Here is a 19,455-nt window from a genome sequence, read left to right as displayed (position 1 = left end):
AGCGGTACACACTCCTCACAGCCACGCCCCCGAGACCACTCAAAACGCCCACGATGGTAACCGGGTTTCCCTCAGGAAAGCAGCGCGCTGCGCAGTCTTACCGGGTCGACCCGCCAGAACGTGTGCTGTTCGTTATCAATGAGGACCACCGGGATCTGCTCCCAGTACTCACGGTGCAGCTCCTCGTCCCGGGTGATGTCCTTCTCCTCCCAGGACGCGCCGGTCTCCTCGCACACCGCCCGCACCACCGCCCTGGCGTCGTCACAGAGGTGACACCCGGGTTTTCCCACCAGGGTCACCACCCGGTCCGCGGGCTTCTTCTTCGTACGACGCAGCAGGGCACTCATGCCTCTCATTCTGCGCCGGGGACGGACCCGCTCCGACCCGCATCCGCTACGTCCCCAATCGCCCGTTTAACAAATCGGCCCCCGAGAGTTCACGCCACCGCATCCCGGCAGGTCGGGAAGGGCCGAACGGACTGGCTATGCTCACGACATGGCCGCACTTGGATGGCTCACACCCCGTAGGCGCCCGGCGACAGCACGGAGCGTGCTGGCAGGCGAGGCAGCAGCAGAAGCGGCGCGGAAGTCGTCGCTCGACGCCGAACAGTCCGCCGAAGCCGGCGCGCGGGCCGGCGAACCCGACTTCCCCGTCGTCGGGGACGACCGGGCCGCCGCCTTCTTCGACCTCGACAACACCGTGATGCAGGGCGCCGCGATCTTCCACTTCGGTCGCGGCCTGTACAAGCGGAAGTTCTTCGAGCGCCGCGAGCTGACCCGGTTCGCCTGGCAGCAGGCCTGGTTCAGGCTGGCCGGCGTCGAAGACCCCGAACACATGCAGGACGCCCGCGACAGCGCCCTGTCCATCGTCAAGGGCCACCGCGTCTCCGAGCTGATGTCGATCGGCGAGGAGATCTACGACGAGTACATGGCCGACCGCATCTGGCCCGGCACCCGAGCCCTCGCCCAGGCCCACCTCGACGCCGGCCAGAAGGTCTGGCTGGTCACCGCCGCCCCGGTGGAGACCGCCACGATCATCGCCCGCCGCCTCGGCCTCACCGGCGCGCTCGGCACGGTCGCCGAATCCGTCGACGGCGTCTACACCGGGCGCCTGGTCGGCGAACCGCTGCACGGCCCCGCGAAGGCCGAGGCGGTACGCGCCCTGGCGGCGGCGGAGGGCCTGGACCTGGCGCGCTGCGCCGCGTACAGCGACTCGCACAACGACATCCCGATGCTCTCCCTGGTCGGGCATCCGTACGCGATCAACCCGGACACCAAGCTCCGCAAGCACGCCCGCGCCCGCGACTGGCGGCTGCGCGACTACCGGACGGGCCGCAAGGCGGCCAAGGTCGGCATCCCGGCCGCGGCAGGCGTGGGCGCCCTCGCGGGCGGCACCGCCGCCGCCGTCGCCCTGCACCGCCGCCGCCGCTGATCGCGCCGCGGCAAGGATCTGTCAGGGGGCCGGGCCACGCCCGGCCCCCTGCCGCCAATCGGGACCCCCTGCCCCGCGACCGCTCCGGCCAGTCGGGTTACCGACATCGACCACAACCTGTCGCGCCCGCAGGCAGATCCCGAAGCGAAACGATCAATAAACGGTCACGATGTGCTACTTGATGTGTCGAATAGTCGCTACAGAAGCGACGTAATCGATGATTTGAGCAACTGGGTGTAGCACCGCCTGTACGAAGCGTTATTCTCCTCAGACGCATTCAGGAACCCACCACTCACTACGACGAGTGACGGTTTCGCACTGCACGTGATGGAAGCTCTGCCTCTGGGAGTCCCGTGTACCCACACGTCGGGGTTGACGCCTCGGGCCTGGCTACGCTGCGCGCAACGGTCGCCGACCGCTTGCGCGGCTTCGTCCCCACCGCGTACGCCGTACCCGCCTTTGCCACCCCTGCACCTGTCGGCCCTTGCTACGCCCTGGCCGAACGCGGTGCGGCGGTCGGAAGACGCAGCAACCGCGGCGCAACGACCACGTCCACCGTTCGTCGGCCGACGGCCGACAGCGACAGCGCGCGCATGATGGATCTCGTCGAGCGCGCACAGGCCGGTGAGGCTGACGCCTTCGGCCGCCTCTATGACCAGTACAGCGACACCGTGTACCGCTACATCTACTACCGCGTGGGAGGCAAGGCGACGGCGGAGGACCTCACGAGTGAGACCTTCCTGCGCGCCCTGCGGCGTATCTCCACGTTCACCTGGCAGGGCCGCGACTTCGGCGCCTGGCTGGTCACGATCGCTCGCAACCTGGTCGCCGACCACTTCAAGTCCAGTCGTTTCCGACTGGAAGTGACCACCGGTGAAATGCTCGACGCCAACGAGGTCGAGCGCAGCCCGGAGGACTCCGTCCTGGAGTCCCTCTCCAATGCCGCACTGCTGCAGGCAGTGCGCCGACTCAACCCCCAGCAGCAGGAGTGCGTGACACTGCGCTTCCTGCAAGGGCTCTCGGTCGCCGAGACCGCCCGGGTGATGGGCAAGAACGAGGGCGCGATCAAGACGCTGCAGTACCGCGCCGTGCGCACCCTTGCCCGGCTCCTTCCGGACGATGCCCGCTGACCTCACCCCGGGCCGAATCACTCTCGGCGATACGTTCATCACGCACTGGTCCGATCATCTTTCGTGCGTAACCCAAGTGCCGCGCCACTCGTTGTGCCGGTTGCAGGCCCCCTGTCGTCACCCCATGTCCGCAGACACTCACTCAATCGTGTGGATGCGCTCAAGGTGTGCAACCTTCCGGACCCTCAGGGGAGTCGACCGTCATGACGAGAGGAGGTGCCGCCAGTGATCGCAAACGTTTCGGCACACCGGCGGGCGAACGCCTTCGCCCAGGCCGTGGAGGAGCAGTCGCTCCGCGGTGCGGCGGCCGTACAGCCCGAGGACCCGGCCGAACCGGCCGACCGCGGACCGCTGTTGGCCCTGGCGAACGGCCTCGGTGAGCTACCGAAGCCGGAGTTGGATCCCGAGGTCAAAGTGGTGCAGCGAGCCCAGCTCGTCGCCGCCATGGAGGCCATGTTCGCCGCGGGCGGCGCGCCCGCGGTTCCCGAACAACGGGGCAAGGGGGCCCACCGGGCCTCGCCACTCCGCAAACTGCGCCCCAGATCACGCTGGACGAAGGGCCTCGCAGCCGGCGGGCTCACCGTCGGGGTGGCAGCGGGCGCCTTCGGCGGGGTCGCCGCCGCCAGCTCCGACGCCCTGCCGGGTGATTCGCTCTACGGGCTGAAGCGCGGCATGGAGGACATCCATCTCGGCCTGGCCGACAGCGACACGGACCGAGGAGAGGCGTACCTGGACCAGGCTTCGACCCGGCTCAGCGAAGCCCGCAGACTCATGGAGCGCGCCCGCACGGCCGACCTCGACCACGAGCAGCTCGGCGAGGTCAGACGCACGCTCAACGGCATGACCCACGACGCCACCGAGGGCCACCGCCTGCTCCACGCCGCCTACCAGCGGGACGGTGCCATCGGGCCGATCCAGACCCTGGACTCCTTCTCCCGCTCGCACCGCAAGACCTGGAGCAACCTCCGCGACCGGCTGCCCGTACAACTGACCGAGGTCGGGGACCAGGTGAGCTCGGTCTTCGCGGCCATAGACGAGGAAGTCGCGCCGCTGCAGTCGCTGTTCCCCCGCGCTCCGGAGAGGACGAGCGGCGGATCCCAGCAGCCCGGCTCCACCGACACCGGTACGGCCCCCACCTCGCGGAAGCCGTCACCCTCGCACTCGTCACCCGCCGGCTCGCACGACGCCGACAAGGGCACCAGCTCCTCGCCCCACCCGTCGGACTCGGGCAGCAGCCCGGCGGACGGCCTGATCGGAGGGGGAAGTGGCGCGGACGACCTCTTCGACCCGCCGTCACCGGGTACCACCGAACCGTCGGACGACACCCCGAGCACGGCCCCGACGCCGGACATCACCCTGCCCCCGCTGATCCCCGGCCTGATCGGAGGCCTGGGCATCGACAGCGAGGACGACAAGAACTGACCCACCCGCCGGACGGGCCACCCCAAGCCCGTCCGGCCAGCTCAACCCTGCCCGGCCAAATCAACCCTGGCCGGCCAAATCAAGCCCGTCCGGCGATTGAGGACAGAGCGGCACCGGGACGAACCCGCACCCGCCGCCTGCCGCCCCCGCCTCAGAAGAACACCGACCTCCGCTGCACCAGCAACTTGTACAGCGTGTGCTGAATCTGCTCCCGCACCTGATCCGTCAGATTGAACATCAGCATCGGATCCTCCGCCGCCTCCACCGGATAACCATCCGTGGCGATCGGCTCACCGAACTGGATCGTCCACTTCGTCGGCAACGGCACCGCCCCCAACGGCCCCAGCCACGGAAACGTCGGCGTGATCGGGAAGTACGGCGTACCCAGCAGCCGCGCCAGCGTCTTGGAGTTGCCGATCATCGGGTAGATCTCCTCCGCCCCCACGATCGAGCACGGCACGATGGGCACCCCGGCACGCAGCGCCGTCGACACGAAGCCACCCCGCCCGAAGCGCTGCAGCTTGTACCGCTCGCTGAACGGCTTGCCGATGCCCTTGAAGCCCTCCGGCATCACCCCGACGAGCTCGCCCTGCCTCAGCAGCCGCTCCGCGTCCTCCGCACAGGCCAGCGTGTGCCCCGCCTTGCGGGCCAGTTCGTTGACGACCGGCAGCATGAAGACCAGGTCCGCGGCGAGCAGCCGCAGATGCCGCTCCGCCGGATGGTTGTCGTGCACCGCGACCTGAAGCATCAGCCCGTCCAGCGGCAGCGTCCCGGAGTGGTTGGACACGATGAGCGCCCCGCCGTCCGACGGGATGTTCTCGATGCCCTTCACCTCCACCCGGAAGTACTTCTCGTAGATCGGGCGCAGCATCGACATCAGCACCTGGTCGGTGAGTTCCTCGTCGTAGCCGAACTCGTCGACGTCGTACTCACCCGTGACCCGCCGCCGCAGAAACGCCAGTCCGCCCGCGATCCGCCGGTCCCAGCCACCCCGCTCCGCGCCCTCAGGGGCTGCCACAGCCTCCTGCGGCTCCTGTGGCGGCAGTGCGGCGTCCGGCTGCCCCGGCAGGGCGCTCACGGACCCGGTGCCGCGTCCCGGGGACCGCCGGCGCGCGGCGCGCGGCAAGCCCCCGACCGCGAACGGTCGTCGTCGAACGGAATGACCTTGGCATCCGCCATCGTCGGTGCGCTCCTCTACCTGACGCTCGGAGTCGGGTGTGTGTCGTCGCCGGCCCCGGTGATCTCCGGAGCCCCGCCGGTCCCCCGGCGAACGGCATCGCTGCCAGTCTGTCGACGGCCCGGCCCACCGCCTCGGGCGGCAGCAGCCCCGGACCCCGGCTGCGCGCGAACTCCGCGAACGTCTCCACCGTGGTGAACCGCGGCCGAAAGCCCAGGGTCTCGCGCATCTGGACCGTGGAGACCACCCTGCCATGGGTGAGCAACCGGATCTGCTCCGGCGAGAAGTCCGTCATCCCGACCGTGCGGAGCGCCTGCCCGACCCAGGTGACCGCGGGCAGCAGGAGCGGCATCGTCGGCCGCCCCAGCCGCCGGGCGCACTGCGAGAGCAGCAGCACCCCGTCCCCGGCGATATTGAAGGTGCCGCTGTTCAGCGTCCCGCGGTCCGGTTCACTCGCGGCGATGCCGAGCACGTCGATCACATCGTCCTCGTGCACGAACTGGAGCCTCGGGTCGTACCCGAACACCGTCGGCAGAACCGGCAGCGACAGATAGTCCGCGAGCGGCGAATCCGCGTCGGGCCCCAGGATGTTCGCGAACCTGAGCACGCACACGGCCACGTCCGGCCTGCGGCGGGCGAAGCCCCGTACGTACCCCTCGACCTCCACGGCGTCCTTCGCGAAGCCCCCGCTCGGCAGGGACTTGGGCGGGGTGGTCTCGTGGAAGACCGCCGGATCGCGCGGCGCGGAGCCGTAGACCCCGGTGCTGGACTTGATCACCAGCCGCTGGACGGCCGGGGCCTTCTGGCAGGCACCGAGCAGCTGCATCGTGCCGATGACATTGGTCTCCTTGACCGTGGTGCGGCCCTGCGCCCCGAGCGCCTTGCCGCTGACGTCCAGGTGGACCACCGTGTCGACGGAGTATTCGGCCAGAACTCTGGCGATGGCGGGCTGGCGGATGTCCGCGCGTACGAAGACGGCGTCGCCCAGCTGGTGTCCGGGCGCGACCGCGTCGACCGCGATCACCCGGTCCACGCCCGGATCACGCTGGATGCGTCGCACGAAACGGCCGCCCAGCTGCCGGGCCGCTCCCGTGACGAGCACGACCTTCCCCAAGATCAGCGCCTTCCGTCGGTCTCCCGTGAGGTGAGTGAGCGGGGGTCCTGCGAAGAGGTTCTCCCCCGGTCGTCACCGTAGCGGGTGGATGTTGCCCTGTGATGACTGCGCGGCGGCCTTGTACCCCGTCTTGGCCCGAATGTGTGCACCTCGGTACGTACCCGCACAGCACCGCAGCCCTCCCGCCGGATCGGCGGAAGGGCTGCGGATTTCACGAACTGCGTTCGCTTACTTCTTGTTGCGACGCTGAACGCGCGTGCGCTTGAGCAGCTTGCGGTGCTTCTTCTTGGCCATCCGCTTACGCCGCTTCTTGATAACAGAGCCCACGACTACCCTCGCTCACTTCTTCTTCACTGGTGCGGGGCGTCTGGGCCCACACGACCTACGTCGGCCTAGCCTACCCGCCACCGGGTGAGGGACGTAATCCGAGGGGAATGTCAGGCCGACCCCACCCCACGAAGGACTCCCGGAGATACTCGTGAACCGCTTGCTCCGGGACCCGGAAGGACCTGCCCACCCGGATCGCCGGCAGATGACCGCTGTGCACCAAGCGGTACACGGTCATCTTCGACACTCGCATGACCGAGGCGACTTCCGCCACGGTCAGAAACTTGACCTCGTTGAGAGGCCTCTCGCTGCCAGCAGCCATGATCCACCTGTACCTTCCGCACGCGACGCGCCCCGGCTTCCCCTCCGGTGACTCTTCGTCGTTGTGCGCTCACTCCCCAGATTAGGGGCGGGTGATGCGAGTGGGGAAGAGGAGAGGCGATCGGCCGCCTACTGTGACAGACACGCCCGATTGAGTACATAGCGTGTGAGCGGCAGGTAGTAGGCGGACCGCACGGCGTCGTCGAGCGGAACGGCGACCGACACCCGCCCCTCGGCCTCACCGACGAACAGCGCGGGATCATCCGTATCGGCCAGCCCGATCGCCTCGATGCCCAGCTGACCTGCCCCGCAGACCCAGCCGTGGTCCCCGACGACGAGCTCCGGCAGCGGTCCGCGGGACGCCGCCGCGGCCTCCAGGGCGACCCTCACCGGCAGCGGCGAGTGGGAGTGTGCGCCGGTACCACCATCGGGCGCCCGCACGCCGGGGTCGCGCACCAGCGCAACTCCCCGTACGTAGTCGAGGTGGTACGTGCGTACGCCGAACCGGGTCGTTATGTCGATACATCGCCCCTGCGCGGGGGTGAGTACGGTGCACCCGACCGACGACAAAGCGTCTGCCAGTGCTGCGTAGAAGCCGAGCAGCCGGTGCGGATGCCCCGTCCCGAACAGCACCGGAACGCGCCGGACCGCCGCATCCGACAGCCGCTCGGCGAACGCGTCAAGGCCCGCCAGCGTCCGCTCGGGATCGATCACGTCGGGACCCGACACATGCGCGGGGTCGTCCGAGACCCCGCACTTGTCGGCCATGAGCCGAAGCAGGTCCCGCTCCCCCCAGCCGTGTTCGGGATCGAGGCCGAGCGTCACCCTCGGGTCCCTGGCCGCGAAGAGCCGGTAACTCCGCAGACTCACCTCCCGCGAGGTGGCCACGGGCCCGGCCAGCCGGGCCGCCAGCAGATGCGCGCGCAGCGCGCCGGTGCTCAACACCCTGCCGATGCTCTCGCACCGGGGCCGCCGAGGGGCCAAAACCCGCGATACGCCGCACAGTTGGCGTAACACCGCACGCCGGGCCCGGTCCGTCAGGTCAGCAGACCCCGCAGCGGGAACGCCGCACGCCGGCTCGCCAGCACCGCCTGGTCCAGCCGGTCGGCCGGGTCGTAGCCCTCTTCCCACGACTTCCAGGACGGGACACGCCCGTCCGTCATCCGGGCCGGTCCGAGCTGCCGGGTCCTGGCGTAGACCTCGTCCCGCCAGGACGGCGGGATCACCGACTCCGGGTCGATGGGCGCGTGCGCGGCGATCGCCACCAGGTGCGTCCAGGACCGCGGCACCACGTCCACGACCGCGTAACCGCCCCCGCCCAGCGCCACCCAGCGCCCGCCGTCGGCGTACTCATGAGCGAGGTCGTGGCAGGCCGCCATCACGGCCCGCTGGGCGTCCAGCGACACCGCGAGATGGGCCAGCGGGTCCTCGAAGTGCGTATCGGCCCCGTGCTGCGTCACCAGCACCTGCGGCCGGAAGTCCGCCAGCAGCTCCGGCACCACCGCGTGGAACGCGCGCAGCCACCCCGCGTCGCCCGTCCCGGCCGGCAGCGCCACGTTCACCGCGGCGCCCTCCCCGGCCCCCGCGCCGGTCTCCTCCGGCCAGCCGGTCTGCGGGAAGAGCGTGCGCGGGTGCTCGTGCAGCGAGACCGTGAGAACGCGCGGGTCCTCCCAGAACGCCGCCTGCACCCCGTCACCGTGGTGCACGTCCACATCGAGGTAGGCGACCCGCTCCGCCCCCAGCTCCAGCAGCCGCGCGATGGCGAGCGCCGGGTCGTTGTAGATGCAGAAACCCGACGCACTGCCGGGCATGGCGTGATGCAGCCCGCCGGTGAAGTTCACCGCGTGAGCGGTCTCCCCACGCCACACGGCCTCCGCCGCGGCCACGGACTGCCCGGCGATCAGCGCCGACACCTCGTGCATCCCGGCGAACGCCGGATCGTCCATCGTCCCGAGGCCGTAACTCTGGTCGGCGCCCGCCGGATCCGCGGAGGCCGCACGCACGGCGCTCACGTAGTCCGAGCGGTGCACGAGCCGCAGCGTGGAGTCCCCGGCCGCCTTGGCCGCCACCACGTCCACCGCACGGTCGAGACCGAACGCCCGCACCAGGCCCATCGTCAGGGCAAGTCTGACCGGGTCCATGGGATGACTGTCCCCGAAGTCGTATCCCGTTACTGCGTCATCCCACATCAACTGTGCGCGGCCGCTCATGCCCGCCACCGTATCGGGCAGGCTCCGCGCCGAACGACTTGGCATACACGAGCACCGCCAGCACCAGCACCATCGGCACGAGCATCGCCCCCCGGTAGCTCCAGGCGTCCCCGAGCGCCCCCACCAGGGGCGACCCGACCAGGAACCCCACGTAGTTGAAGATGTTCAGCCGGGCGATCGCGGTGTCGCTCGCGCCGGGGAACATCCGCCCCGCGGCAGCGAACGTCTGCGGCACGATCACACACAGCCCGAACCCGAGCATCGTGAACCCGAGCATCCCGACCCAGGCCCCGCCCGCCACGGCCACCACACCGAACCCGGCCGCGGCCAGCACACTCCCGAACCGCACCACGGCCACCGCGCCGAACCGCCGCACCCGAAGTCCCCGACGGCCCGCCCCAGCAGCGTCGTCACCATGTAGACGTTGTACGGAACGGTCGAGAGCTGCTCCGAGCTTCCCAGCACGTCCTGCAGATACTTCGCACTCCAGTTGGAGACCGTCGAGTCCCCGATGTACGCGAAGCTCATCACCAGGCACAGCGGCATCAGCAGCTTGAAGGAGACCGCAACAGCCTTCCCCTGCGCCCCGGCGGCCTGTCCCTCGTCCTCCAGCTTGCCCTCGACGTACCACCGGCTCCCGATGAACGCGACGGGCAGCAGCACCACCACCGCCGGCAGGTACGAGGCCAGGAGCGACAGGTCCCAGTGCGCCCCGGCCCAGGCCATCGACGCACCGGCGATCCCGCCCAGGCTGTACGCGGCGTGGAAGCCGAGCATGATGGAACGTCCGTACGCCCGCTGCAGGCTGACGCCCATCATGTTCATGGACGCGTCCAGCGCACCGACGGCCAGCCCGAACGCGCCGAGCGCCAGGGCCGCCTCCCACACCTCGTTCCCGGCCCCGACACCGAGCAGCGCAAGCAGCACGACGGGCTGTGCCCACCGCAGGACCACCCTCGGCCGTACCCGTGCGACGACCTTCTCGGTGACCACGCTGCCCGCACCGGCCAGGATCGGCACAGCGGCAAGGAACACGGGCAGCAGGCCGTCGGATATCCCGTACCGGTCCTGAACGGCGGGGATCCGCGTCACGAGAAGAGCGAAGGTGACGCCCTGCACGAAGAAGCTCAACGCGAGGGAGGCTCTGCCGTGCCGCATACGTGCATCTGTCATGGGCGCGAGCGTAGAGCCAGTTTCTACCCATGGGTAGATGAGTCAGGCAAGCAATTCCCGCAGCTGTGCCATGTCGGAGAAGTGCCCGGTCACCCCGGCCAGCCGGTCCGCCGGCATCATCGACGTGAACCCGTACACGTCCATACCCGCGGCCCTGGCGGCCTCCACCCCGAGCGGGCTGTCCTCGATGACGACGCACCGCTCGGGTGCCACGCCCATCCGCTCGGCGGCGCGCAGGAACAGGTCGGGCTCCGGCTTGCCGCGTCCGACGTCCTCCGCACTGAAGATCCACTCCTCCTCGAACCACTGGTCGAGCCCGGTCTTCAGGTGCCCGACCCGGATCCGCTCGTGGCTGCCCGAGGAGGCGACGCAGTACGGGACCCCGTCGGCGACGAAGTCACCGAGGAGCTCCTCGACGCCGGGTACGGGTTGCAGTTCCTGCCGGAACGCGGCGAACACCCGCGAGTGGAACGTGTCGTCGAAGTCCGCGGGCAGCTTCTCCCCGCCCCGCTCCTCGACGAGGTCGTGCACCCGGTGCACGGCGGCCCCCATGTAGTCACGGAGGGATTCCTCGTACGAGGTGGGGTGCCCGAGCTCCGTGAGGTAGTCGGCCAGGATGGTGTTGGAGATCGGCTCGCTGTCCACGAGCACACCGTCGTTGTCGAAGATGACCAGTTCGTAGCGCATGCCACGACCTTAAACTGTCCGGAACGCAGAAAAGCCCCGTGCCACAAGGGCACGGGGCTTAACTATTTTAAAAGGAGTTCGGCGGCGTCCTACTCTCCCACAGGGTCCCCCCTGCAGTACCATCGGCGCTGAAAGGCTTAGCTTCCGGGTTCGGAATGTAACCGGGCGTTTCCCTAACGCAATGACCACCGAAACACTATGAAATTAACCAACACCGGAACAAAACACGGCCGTTCGTTATTTCAGAACTAACACAGTGGACGCGAGCAACTGAGGACAAGCCCTCGGCCTATTAGTACCAGTCAGCTCCACCCGTTACCGGGCTTCCACATCTGGCCTATCAACCCAGTCGTCTACTGGGAGCCTTAACCCCTCAAGAGGGTGGGAATACTCATCTCGAAGCAGGCTTCCCGCTTAGATGCTTTCAGCGGTTATCCTTTCCGAACGTAGCCAACCAGCCATGCCCTTGGCAGGACAACTGGCACACCAGAGGTTCGTCCGTCCCGGTCCTCTCGTACTAGGGACAGCCCTTCTCAATATTCCTACGCGCACAGCGGATAGGGACCGAACTGTCTCACGACGTTCTAAACCCAGCTCGCGTACCGCTTTAATGGGCGAACAGCCCAACCCTTGGGACCGACTCCAGCCCCAGGATGCGACGAGCCGACATCGAGGTGCCAAACCATCCCGTCGATATGGACTCTTGGGGAAGATCAGCCTGTTATCCCCGGGGTACCTTTTATCCGTTGAGCGACAGCGCTTCCACAAGCCACTGCCGGATCACTAGTCCCGACTTTCGTCCCTGCTCGACCCGTCGGTCTCACAGTCAAGCTCCCTTGTGCACTTACACTCAACACCTGATTGCCAACCAGGCTGAGGGAACCTTTGGGCGCCTCCGTTACTCTTTAGGAGGCAACCGCCCCAGTTAAACTACCCATCAGACACTGTCCCTGATCCGGATCACGGACCCAGGTTAGACATCCAGCACGACCAGAGTGGTATTTCAACGACGACTCCACAACCACTGGCGTGGCCGCTTCAAAGTCTCCCACCTATCCTACACAAGCCGAACCGAACACCAATATCAAACTATAGTAAAGGTCCCGGGGTCTTTCCGTCCTGCTGCGCGAAACGAGCATCTTTACTCGTAGTGCAATTTCACCGGGCCTATGGTTGAGACAGTCGAGAAGTCGTTACGCCATTCGTGCAGGTCGGAACTTACCCGACAAGGAATTTCGCTACCTTAGGATGGTTATAGTTACCACCGCCGTTTACTGGCGCTTAAGTTCTCAGCTTCGCCGACCCGAAAGTCAGCTAACCGGTCCCCTTAACGTTCCAGCACCGGGCAGGCGTCAGTCCGTATACATCGCCTTACGGCTTCGCACGGACCTGTGTTTTTAGTAAACAGTCGCTTCTCGCTGGTCTCTGCGGCCACCCCCAGCTCATGGAGTAAATCCAATCACCAGTGATGGCCCCCCTTCTCCCGAAGTTACGGGGGCATTTTGCCGAGTTCCTTAACCATAGTTCACCCGAACGCCTCGGTATTCTCTACCTGACCACCTGAGTCGGTTTAGGGTACGGGCCGCCATGAAACTCGCTAGAGGCTTTTCTCGACAGCATAGGATCATCCACTTCACCACAATCGGCTCGGCATCAGGTCTCAGCCTTAATGTGTGACGGATTTACCTACCACACGGCCTACACCCTTACCCCGGGACTACCACCGCCCGGGCTGGACTACCTTCCTGCGTCACCCCATCGCTTACCTAGTACAAGTCTGGTTCGTCGGCTCCACCACTACCCTCAACTCCGAAGAGATCGGGCCGGCTTCACGGACTTAGCATCGCCTGATTCAGTATTGGGCGTTTCAAAGCGGGTACCGGAATATCAACCGGTTGTCCATCGACTACGCCTGTCGGCCTCGCCTTAGGTCCCGACTTACCCTGGGCAGATCAGCTTGACCCAGGAACCCTTAGTCAATCGGCGCACACGTTTCTCACGTGTGTATCGCTACTCATGCCTGCATTCTCACTCGTGAACCGTCCACAACTCGCTTCCGCGGCTGCTTCACTCGGCACACGACGCTCCCCTACCCATCCATACTCCCGTTGGGGATATGTGTATGAATGACACGACTTCGGCGGTACGCTTGAGCCCCGCTACATTGTCGGCGCGGAATCACTTGACCAGTGAGCTATTACGCACTCTTTCAAGGGTGGCTGCTTCTAAGCCAACCTCCTGGTTGTCTCTGCGACTCCACATCCTTTCCCACTTAGCGTACGCTTAGGGGCCTTAGTCGATGCTCTGGGCTGTTTCCCTCTCGACCATGGAGCTTATCCCCCACAGTCTCACTGCCGTGCTCTCACTTACCGGCATTCGGAGTTTGGCTAAGGTCAGTAACCCGGTAGGGCCCATCGCCTATCCAGTGCTCTACCTCCGGCAAGAAACACACGACGCTGCACCTAAATGCATTTCGGGGAGAACCAGCTATCACGGAGTTTGATTGGCCTTTCACCCCTAACCACAGGTCATCCCCCAGGTTTTCAACCCTGGTGGGTTCGGTCCTCCACGAAGTCTTACCTCCGCTTCAACCTGCCCATGGCTAGATCACTCCGCTTCGGGTCTTGAGCGCGCTACTAAATCGCCCTATTCGGACTCGCTTTCGCTACGGCTTCCCCACACGGGTTAACCTCGCAACACACCGCAAACTCGCAGGCTCATTCTTCAAAAGGCACGCAGTCACGACTGCATGTGCAAGCACATACAGCGACGCTCCCACGGCTTGTAGGCACACGGTTTCAGGTACTATTTCACTCCGCTCCCGCGGTACTTTTCACCATTCCCTCACGGTACTATCCGCTATCGGTCACCAGGGAATATTTAGGCTTAACGGGTGGTCCCGCCAGATTCACACGGGATTTCTCGGGCCCCGTGCTACTTGGGTGTCTCTTAAACGAGCCGTTAATGTTTCAGCTACGGGGGTCTTACCCTCTACGCCGGACCTTTCGCATGTCCTTCGCCTACATCAACGGTTTCTGACTCGTCTCACAGCCGGCAGACCGTGAAAAAGAGATCCCACAACCCCGCATGCGCAACCCCTGCCGGGTATCACACGCATACGGTTTGGCCTGATCCAGTTTCGCTCGCCACTACTCCCGGAATCACGGTTGTTTTCTCTTCCTGAGGGTACTGAGATGTTTCACTTCCCCTCGTTCCCTCCACACTGCCTATGTGTTCAGCAGCGGGTGACAGCCCATGACGACTGCCGGGTTTCCCCATTCGGACACCCCCGGATCAAAGCTTGGTTGACAGCTCCCCGGGGCCTATCGTGGCCTCCCACGTCCTTCATCGGTTCCTGGTGCCAAGGCATCCACCGTGCGCCCTTAAAAACTTGGCCACAGATGCTCGCGTCCACTGTGCAGTTCTCAAACAACGACCAGCCACCCATCACCCCGCCCTTACCGGGCGAGTTCACTGGGGCCGGCAACCGAAGGACGACCATGACGGCCGTACCTTCAGATACCCAACAGCGTGCCCGACCCGACCGATCACCCTCCACATTCCACGCCGAAGCAGTACTAGTGAAAAACAACCTGTCGTGCCGAATAGTCAACGTTCCACCCATGAGCTAACCACCGTCGAACATTTGTCGACGAAGTGGCTCTCGATTCCTTGCGGAATCTAGATGCTCCTTAGAAAGGAGGTGATCCAGCCGCACCTTCCGGTACGGCTACCTTGTTACGACTTCGTCCCAATCGCCAGTCCCACCTTCGACAGCTCCCTCCCACAAGGGGTTGGGCCACCGGCTTCGGGTGTTACCGACTTTCGTGACGTGACGGGCGGTGTGTACAAGGCCCGGGAACGTATTCACCGCAGCAATGCTGATCTGCGATTACTAGCAACTCCGACTTCATGGGGTCGAGTTGCAGACCCCAATCCGAACTGAGACCGGCTTTTTGAGATTCGCTCCGCCTCGCGGCATCGCAGCTCATTGTACCGGCCATTGTAGCACGTGTGCAGCCCAAGACATAAGGGGCATGATGACTTGACGTCGTCCCCACCTTCCTCCGAGTTGACCCCGGCAGTCTCCTGTGAGTCCCCATCACCCCGAAGGGCATGCTGGCAACACAGAACAAGGGTTGCGCTCGTTGCGGGACTTAACCCAACATCTCACGACACGAGCTGACGACAGCCATGCACCACCTGTACACCGACCACAAGGGGGGCACCATCTCTGATGCTTTCCGGTGTATGTCAAGCCTTGGTAAGGTTCTTCGCGTTGCGTCGAATTAAGCCACATGCTCCGCTGCTTGTGCGGGCCCCCGTCAATTCCTTTGAGTTTTAGCCTTGCGGCCGTACTCCCCAGGCGGGGAACTTAATGCGTTAGCTGCGGCACCGACGACGTGGAATGTCGCCAACACCTAGTTCCCAACGTTTACGGCGTGGACTACCAGGGTATCTAATCCTGTTCGCTCCCCACGCTTTCGCTCCTCAGCGTCAGTAATGGCCCAGAGATCCGCCTTCGCCACCGGTGTTCCTCCTGATATCTGCGCATTTCACCGCTACACCAGGAATTCCGATCTCCCCTACCACACTCTAGCCTGCCCGTATCGACTGCAGACCCGGGGTTAAGCCCCGGGCTTTCACAACCGACGCAACAAGCCGCCTACGAGCTCTTTACGCCCAATAATTCCGGACAACGCTTGCGCCCTACGTATTACCGCGGCTGCTGGCACGTAGTTAGCCGGCGCTTCTTCTGCAGGTACCGTCACTTTCGCTTCTTCCCTGCTGAAAGAGGTTTACAACCCGAAGGCCGTCATCCCTCACGCGGCGTCGCTGCATCAGGCTTTCGCCCATTGTGCAATATTCCCCACTGCTGCCTCCCGTAGGAGTCTGGGCCGTGTCTCAGTCCCAGTGTGGCCGGTCGCCCTCTCAGGCCGGCTACCCGTCGTCGCCTTGGTAGGCCATTACCCCACCAACTAGCTGATAGGCCGCGGGCTCATCCTTCACCGCCGGAGCTTTTAACCTTCCCCCATGAGAGGGAAAGTATTATCCGGTATTAGACCCCGTTTCCAGGGCTTGTCCCAGAGTGAAGGGCAGATTGCCCACGTGTTACTCACCCGTTCGCCACTAATCCACCCCGAAGGGCTTCATCGTTCGACTTGCATGTGTTAAGCACGCCGCCAGCGTTCGTCCTGAGCCAGGATCAAACTCTCCGTGAATGTTTTCCCGTAATCGGGATCACACACACGAGAGCGGAACGATCAAGTCGGAATAAGACCGACCGTCCACTATGTCCTCGCTATGTGCATTGCCTGCCAGGTCAGTGACCTCGCAGGACTTTCAAAGGAACCTCGAACCTGCCGAAGCAGGTCGGGGTATCAACATATCTGGCGTTGACTTTTGGCACGCTGTTGAGTTCTCAAGGAACGGACGCTTCCTTTGTACTCACCGCAGAAAATTTTCTGCGACTTTCCTCCGGGCGCTTCCCTTCGGTCTTGCGTTTCCGACTCTATCAGACTCTTTCGTGTCCGATTCCCGGTCGAAGCGGGCCTCGCATTTTCGCTTTCCAGTTCTTCGCTTTCGCGTTTCCCTTTCCGGCGAGTCCGACTCTATCAGATCCTTTCGGGCCTGATTCCCAGTCAGTGGGGCTTGTCTTCCCGGCTGTTGGGCCGTTCCGACGAGTGAGACTTTAGCGGAATCCAGGGCCCCGACGCTAATCGGGGTCGCGTTCCTTCGAACGCGGATTCCTCATTTCGCAAATGCGCACGCAGAGGCAGGCGACAGCTGTCGCTCGCTCGTTGTGGTTACTGCGGAATCGCTGTCCGGGGACCGACCGGGGTCGGCGCTCACGTCGGACAACTCGGAGCACACTACGGATGCGGGTGGGGTGTGTCAACCCCCGGCTCCGCCGGGGCGTGGTGGAAGGCCAGGCGGTAGTCCCGAGGGCTGGTGGCCAGGTGGGTCGCGAAGTGCTGGCGCATGGTGATCTCGCTGCCGAAGCCGGTGCGGCGGGCCACCTCGGGGAGGGGGAGGTCGGTGCGTTCCAGCAGCTTCTGAGCTGCTGCGATGCGTTGGGTGATCAGCCAGCGCAGCGGCGCGATGCCGGTGGTCGCCTGGAAGTGACGGGCGAACGAGCGCGGCGACATGCCGGCTCGGGCGGCGAGTCCGGCAACCGTGTGCGGTTCGGCCAGATGTGTCAGGGCGAAGGCCCGTACCGCGGCCAGGGTGTCGGCGTCGCGGTCGGTCTGCGGGGTGGGGTGCTCGATGAACTGTGCCTGGGTGCCGGTGCGGAAGGGGGCCGTGACCATCGAACGCGCGATCGCCGCCGCGGCCTCGGCGCCATGGGCCGTACGGACGAGGTGGAGGCAGAGATCGATGCCGGCCGCGGTGCCCGCGGAGGTCCAGACGTTGCCGTCGTGGACGAAGAGGGCATCGGGGACGACCGTCACGTCGGGGTGGCGGGCGCGCAGGAGGTCGGTGAGGTTCCAGTGGGTGACCGCCCGGCGGCCGTCCAGGAGTCCCGCCTGGGCCAGCGTGAAGGCGCCCCCGCAGAGGGCGGCGATCGGGGTGGCGCGGGCGTGGGCGCGGCGCAGGGCGTCAAGCACCGGTTCGGGGGCCGGCGTCAGGTGGTCGTCGAGGCCGGGGACGACGATCAGGTCTGCCCGGGACAGCCAGGCGAGCGTGCGGTCGGGGGCCAGCGAGAGGCCGCCGCGCAGCGGGACGGGCACGGGGGTGGCCGCCGTGCGCCGCAGGTCGAAGGGCGGGACACCCCGGTCGGTGCGGTCCACGCCCCAGACCTCCGTGATGACCGAGACGTCGAAGGCGCGGATGCCCGGGAAGGAGACGAGGGCGATCCGGGACGGGGCGGGGAGAGTCGCCGAGGGCGTGGCCATGGTGGCAGTAAAGCATCGATCGATGGCTTTTTGACCCCTGGGCTACCGGGGCCCGTGGCGGCAGCATCGTAGGTATGGAGATCGCAGAGAACGCAGCGCTGGTCGTGGTGGACGTGCAGCAGGGATTCGAGGAGACGGAGTACTGGGGGCCTCGCAACAATCCCTCGGCGGACCGGAACATCGCCGGGCTGCTCGATGCCTGGCAGTCGAGCGGGCGTCCGGTCGTGTTCGTACGGCATGACTCGTCGAAGCCGGATTCGCCGCTGCGGGTGGGATATCCGGGGAACGACCTCAAGCCGTACGTGCGGGAGCGGCGGGGGAAGGGCAGCGGGCCCGAGCTGTTTCTGACGAAGAGTGTGAATTCGGCGTTCTACGGGACGCCGGATCTGGACGCGTGGCTGCGGGCGGGTGGGGTGCGGCAGATCGTGGTGGCCGGGATCCAGACCAACATGTGCGCGGAGACGACGGCGCGGATGGCGGGGAACCGCGGCTATGAGGTGTTCTTCGCGCTCGACGCGACGTACACCTTCGACGGCGCCGGTCCGTGGGGGTGGACGCTCGGCGCGCAGGAGCTGGCGCGGGCCACCGCCGTGTCGCTGCACGGCGGTGGGTTCGCGAAGGTGGTGCGCAGTGCGGAGCTGGTCGCTGCCGCCGGTGCGGGGCTGACGGCGGCCGCGCGTCCGGATCATGCCGGGCTCGATCCGGACGAAGGGCCCTGGCGCTCAGCCGTTGCCGGAGGCGAGCTCGCGGCTGCGGTCGCGCGCGGCTTCGAGGGCCGCGATGAGCGCGGCGCGCACGCCGTGGTTCTCCAGCTCGCGGATGGCGCTGATGGTGGTGCCTGCCGGGCTGGTGACGGCTTCGCGGAGCTTGACGGGGTGCTCGCCGCTGTCGCGGAGCATCACGGCGGCGCCGATGGCGGCCTGGACGATCAGGTCGTGGGCCTGGGCGCGGGGCAGACCGAGCAGGATGCCGGCGTCCGTCATCGCCTCGACCAGGAAGTAGAAGTACGCGGGGCCGGAGCCGGAGAGCGCGGTGGCCGCGTCCTGCTGTGACTCGGGGACGCGCAGGGTCTTGCCGACCCCGCCGAAGATCGCCTCGGTGGTGGCGAGGTGCTCGGTGGAGGCGTGACTGCCCGCGGAGATGACGGACATGCCCTCGTCGACCAGGACGGGGGTGTTCGGCATGACGCGGACGACCGGGGTGCCCGCGGTGAGGCGGTCCTCGATGAAGGCGGTCGTGATGCCGGCCGCGGCGCTGATGACCAGGCGGTCGGCGGCCACGTGGGCGGCGAGCTCGTCGAGGAGGCGCCCCATGTCCTGGGGCTTGGCCGCGAGGATGAGGATGTCGGCGCGCTTTGCCGCTTCGGCGTTGGTGACGGAGTCGACGCCGTAGCGGTTGCGGAGCTCCTCGGCCCGCTCGGAGCGGCGGGTGGTGACCAGCAGGTTCGACGGGCGCCACCCGGCCCGGATCATGCCGCTGAGCAGGGCCTCGCCGATCTTGCCGGTGCCGAGGACTGCAACTGTCTGGGTCATGCGGTTCACCCTCCGGGCGGTGCTCGCGGTTCTCG

At 66.2% G+C, this 19,455-nt stretch carries 11 protein-coding genes, 3 rRNA genes and 4 pseudogenes; 4 read left to right on the top strand and 14 right to left on the bottom strand.

What is annotated here, in order from left to right:
- Window positions 1-71 precede the first annotated feature (71 nt).
- Entirely contained in the window at window positions 72-347 is a 276-nt protein-coding gene (locus LNW71_RS17850) for a glutaredoxin family protein (RefSeq protein ID WP_250969143.1), read from the bottom strand.
- A 148-nt stretch (window positions 348-495) separates the two neighbouring features.
- Here LNW71_RS17850 and LNW71_RS17845 point away from each other — a divergent pair, with 148 nt between their 5' ends.
- From LNW71_RS17845 to LNW71_RS17835, 3 genes are all read left to right on the top strand, one after another.
- Window positions 496-1,431: an HAD-IB family hydrolase gene (locus LNW71_RS17845; RefSeq protein WP_250969142.1), complete on the top strand. Its 936-nt coding sequence runs from the start codon at window positions 496-498 to the stop codon at window positions 1,429-1,431.
- Window positions 1,432-1,784: 353 nt separating this feature from the next.
- The gene (locus LNW71_RS17840; protein WP_030928170.1) at window positions 1,785-2,561 is read left to right on the top strand and encodes an ECF subfamily RNA polymerase sigma factor, BldN family; all 777 of its coding nucleotides are present in this window, start codon (window positions 1,785-1,787) and stop codon (window positions 2,559-2,561) included.
- A 225-nt stretch (window positions 2,562-2,786) separates the two neighbouring features.
- The gene (locus LNW71_RS17835) at window positions 2,787-3,983 is read left to right on the top strand and encodes a DUF5667 domain-containing protein (protein WP_250969141.1); all 1,197 of its coding nucleotides are present in this window, start codon (window positions 2,787-2,789) and stop codon (window positions 3,981-3,983) included.
- A gap of 151 nt (window positions 3,984-4,134) precedes the next feature.
- Here LNW71_RS17835 and LNW71_RS17830 read toward each other — a convergent pair.
- From LNW71_RS17830 to LNW71_RS17775, 12 genes and pseudogenes are all read right to left on the bottom strand, one after another.
- Window positions 4,135-5,162, bottom strand: a pseudogene (locus LNW71_RS17830) (lysophospholipid acyltransferase family protein).
- Window positions 5,163-5,200: 38 nt separating this feature from the next.
- A pseudogene (locus tag LNW71_RS17825) lies at window positions 5,201-6,274 on the bottom strand (NAD-dependent epimerase/dehydratase family protein); the annotation flags it as partial.
- 228 nt (window positions 6,275-6,502) lie between these two features.
- The gene (locus tag LNW71_RS17820; RefSeq protein WP_003948845.1) at window positions 6,503-6,601 is read right to left on the bottom strand and encodes a 30S ribosomal protein bS22; all 99 of its coding nucleotides are present in this window, start codon (window positions 6,599-6,601) and stop codon (window positions 6,503-6,505) included.
- Window positions 6,602-6,671: 70 nt separating this feature from the next.
- Window positions 6,672-6,923, bottom strand: coding sequence for a helix-turn-helix domain-containing protein (locus LNW71_RS17815; protein ID WP_250969140.1), 252 nt, complete (start codon window positions 6,921-6,923; stop codon window positions 6,672-6,674).
- 128 nt (window positions 6,924-7,051) lie between these two features.
- Window positions 7,052-7,867 (bottom strand): phosphatase, encoded by an 816-nt coding sequence (locus LNW71_RS17810; RefSeq protein WP_250969139.1) that lies wholly within the window; start codon window positions 7,865-7,867, stop codon window positions 7,052-7,054.
- Window positions 7,868-7,959: 92 nt separating this feature from the next.
- Window positions 7,960-9,132 carry an acetoin utilization protein AcuC gene (locus LNW71_RS17805; protein ID WP_250969138.1) on the bottom strand — a complete coding sequence of 391 codons (1,173 nt, stop codon included), beginning with the start codon at window positions 9,130-9,132 and terminating at the stop codon, window positions 7,960-7,962.
- Window positions 9,101-10,305: pseudogene (locus tag LNW71_RS17800) on the bottom strand (MFS transporter). Before LNW71_RS17800 ends, LNW71_RS17805 begins: the two are co-directional and overlap by 32 nt.
- A 42-nt stretch (window positions 10,306-10,347) precedes the next feature.
- Complete coding sequence (locus LNW71_RS17795; RefSeq protein ID WP_250969137.1) at window positions 10,348-10,992, bottom strand: HAD family hydrolase; 645 nt, start codon at window positions 10,990-10,992, stop codon at window positions 10,348-10,350.
- Between the two features lie 76 nt (window positions 10,993-11,068).
- Window positions 11,069-11,185: ribosomal RNA gene (gene rrf, locus LNW71_RS17790) — 5S ribosomal RNA — on the bottom strand.
- Window positions 11,186-11,264: 79 nt separating this feature from the next.
- Window positions 11,265-14,389, bottom strand: a 23S ribosomal RNA gene (locus tag LNW71_RS17785).
- Window positions 14,390-14,688: 299 nt separating this feature from the next.
- A 16S ribosomal RNA gene (locus LNW71_RS17780) occupies window positions 14,689-16,214 on the bottom strand.
- Together the 16S, 23S and 5S rRNA genes form the textbook arrangement of a ribosomal RNA operon.
- Window positions 16,215-16,865: 651 nt before the next feature.
- Entirely contained in the window at window positions 16,866-17,888 is a 1,023-nt protein-coding gene (locus LNW71_RS17775) for a GlxA family transcriptional regulator (protein WP_250969136.1), read from the bottom strand.
- A gap of 74 nt (window positions 17,889-17,962) precedes the next feature.
- On the opposite strand from LNW71_RS17775, the pseudogene LNW71_RS17770 reads away from it, so the two are divergent.
- Window positions 17,963-18,541, top strand: a pseudogene (locus LNW71_RS17770) (cysteine hydrolase family protein); the annotation flags it as partial.
- Window positions 18,542-18,610: 69 nt separating this feature from the next.
- Here the strand turns inward: LNW71_RS17770 and proC are convergent.
- On the bottom strand, window positions 18,611-19,420 hold the full coding sequence (gene proC, locus LNW71_RS17765) for a pyrroline-5-carboxylate reductase (protein WP_250969135.1): 810 nt from the start codon (window positions 19,418-19,420) through the stop codon (window positions 18,611-18,613).
- Window positions 19,421-19,455 lie beyond the last annotated feature (35 nt).

Source organism: Streptomyces sp. RKAG290 (assembly GCF_023701695.1).
In the GTDB taxonomy this organism is placed as follows: domain Bacteria; phylum Actinomycetota; class Actinomycetes; order Streptomycetales; family Streptomycetaceae; genus Streptomyces.
The sequence above is the reverse complement of the archived record's forward strand: the minus strand, read 5'-3'. Positions and strand labels throughout refer to the sequence as shown.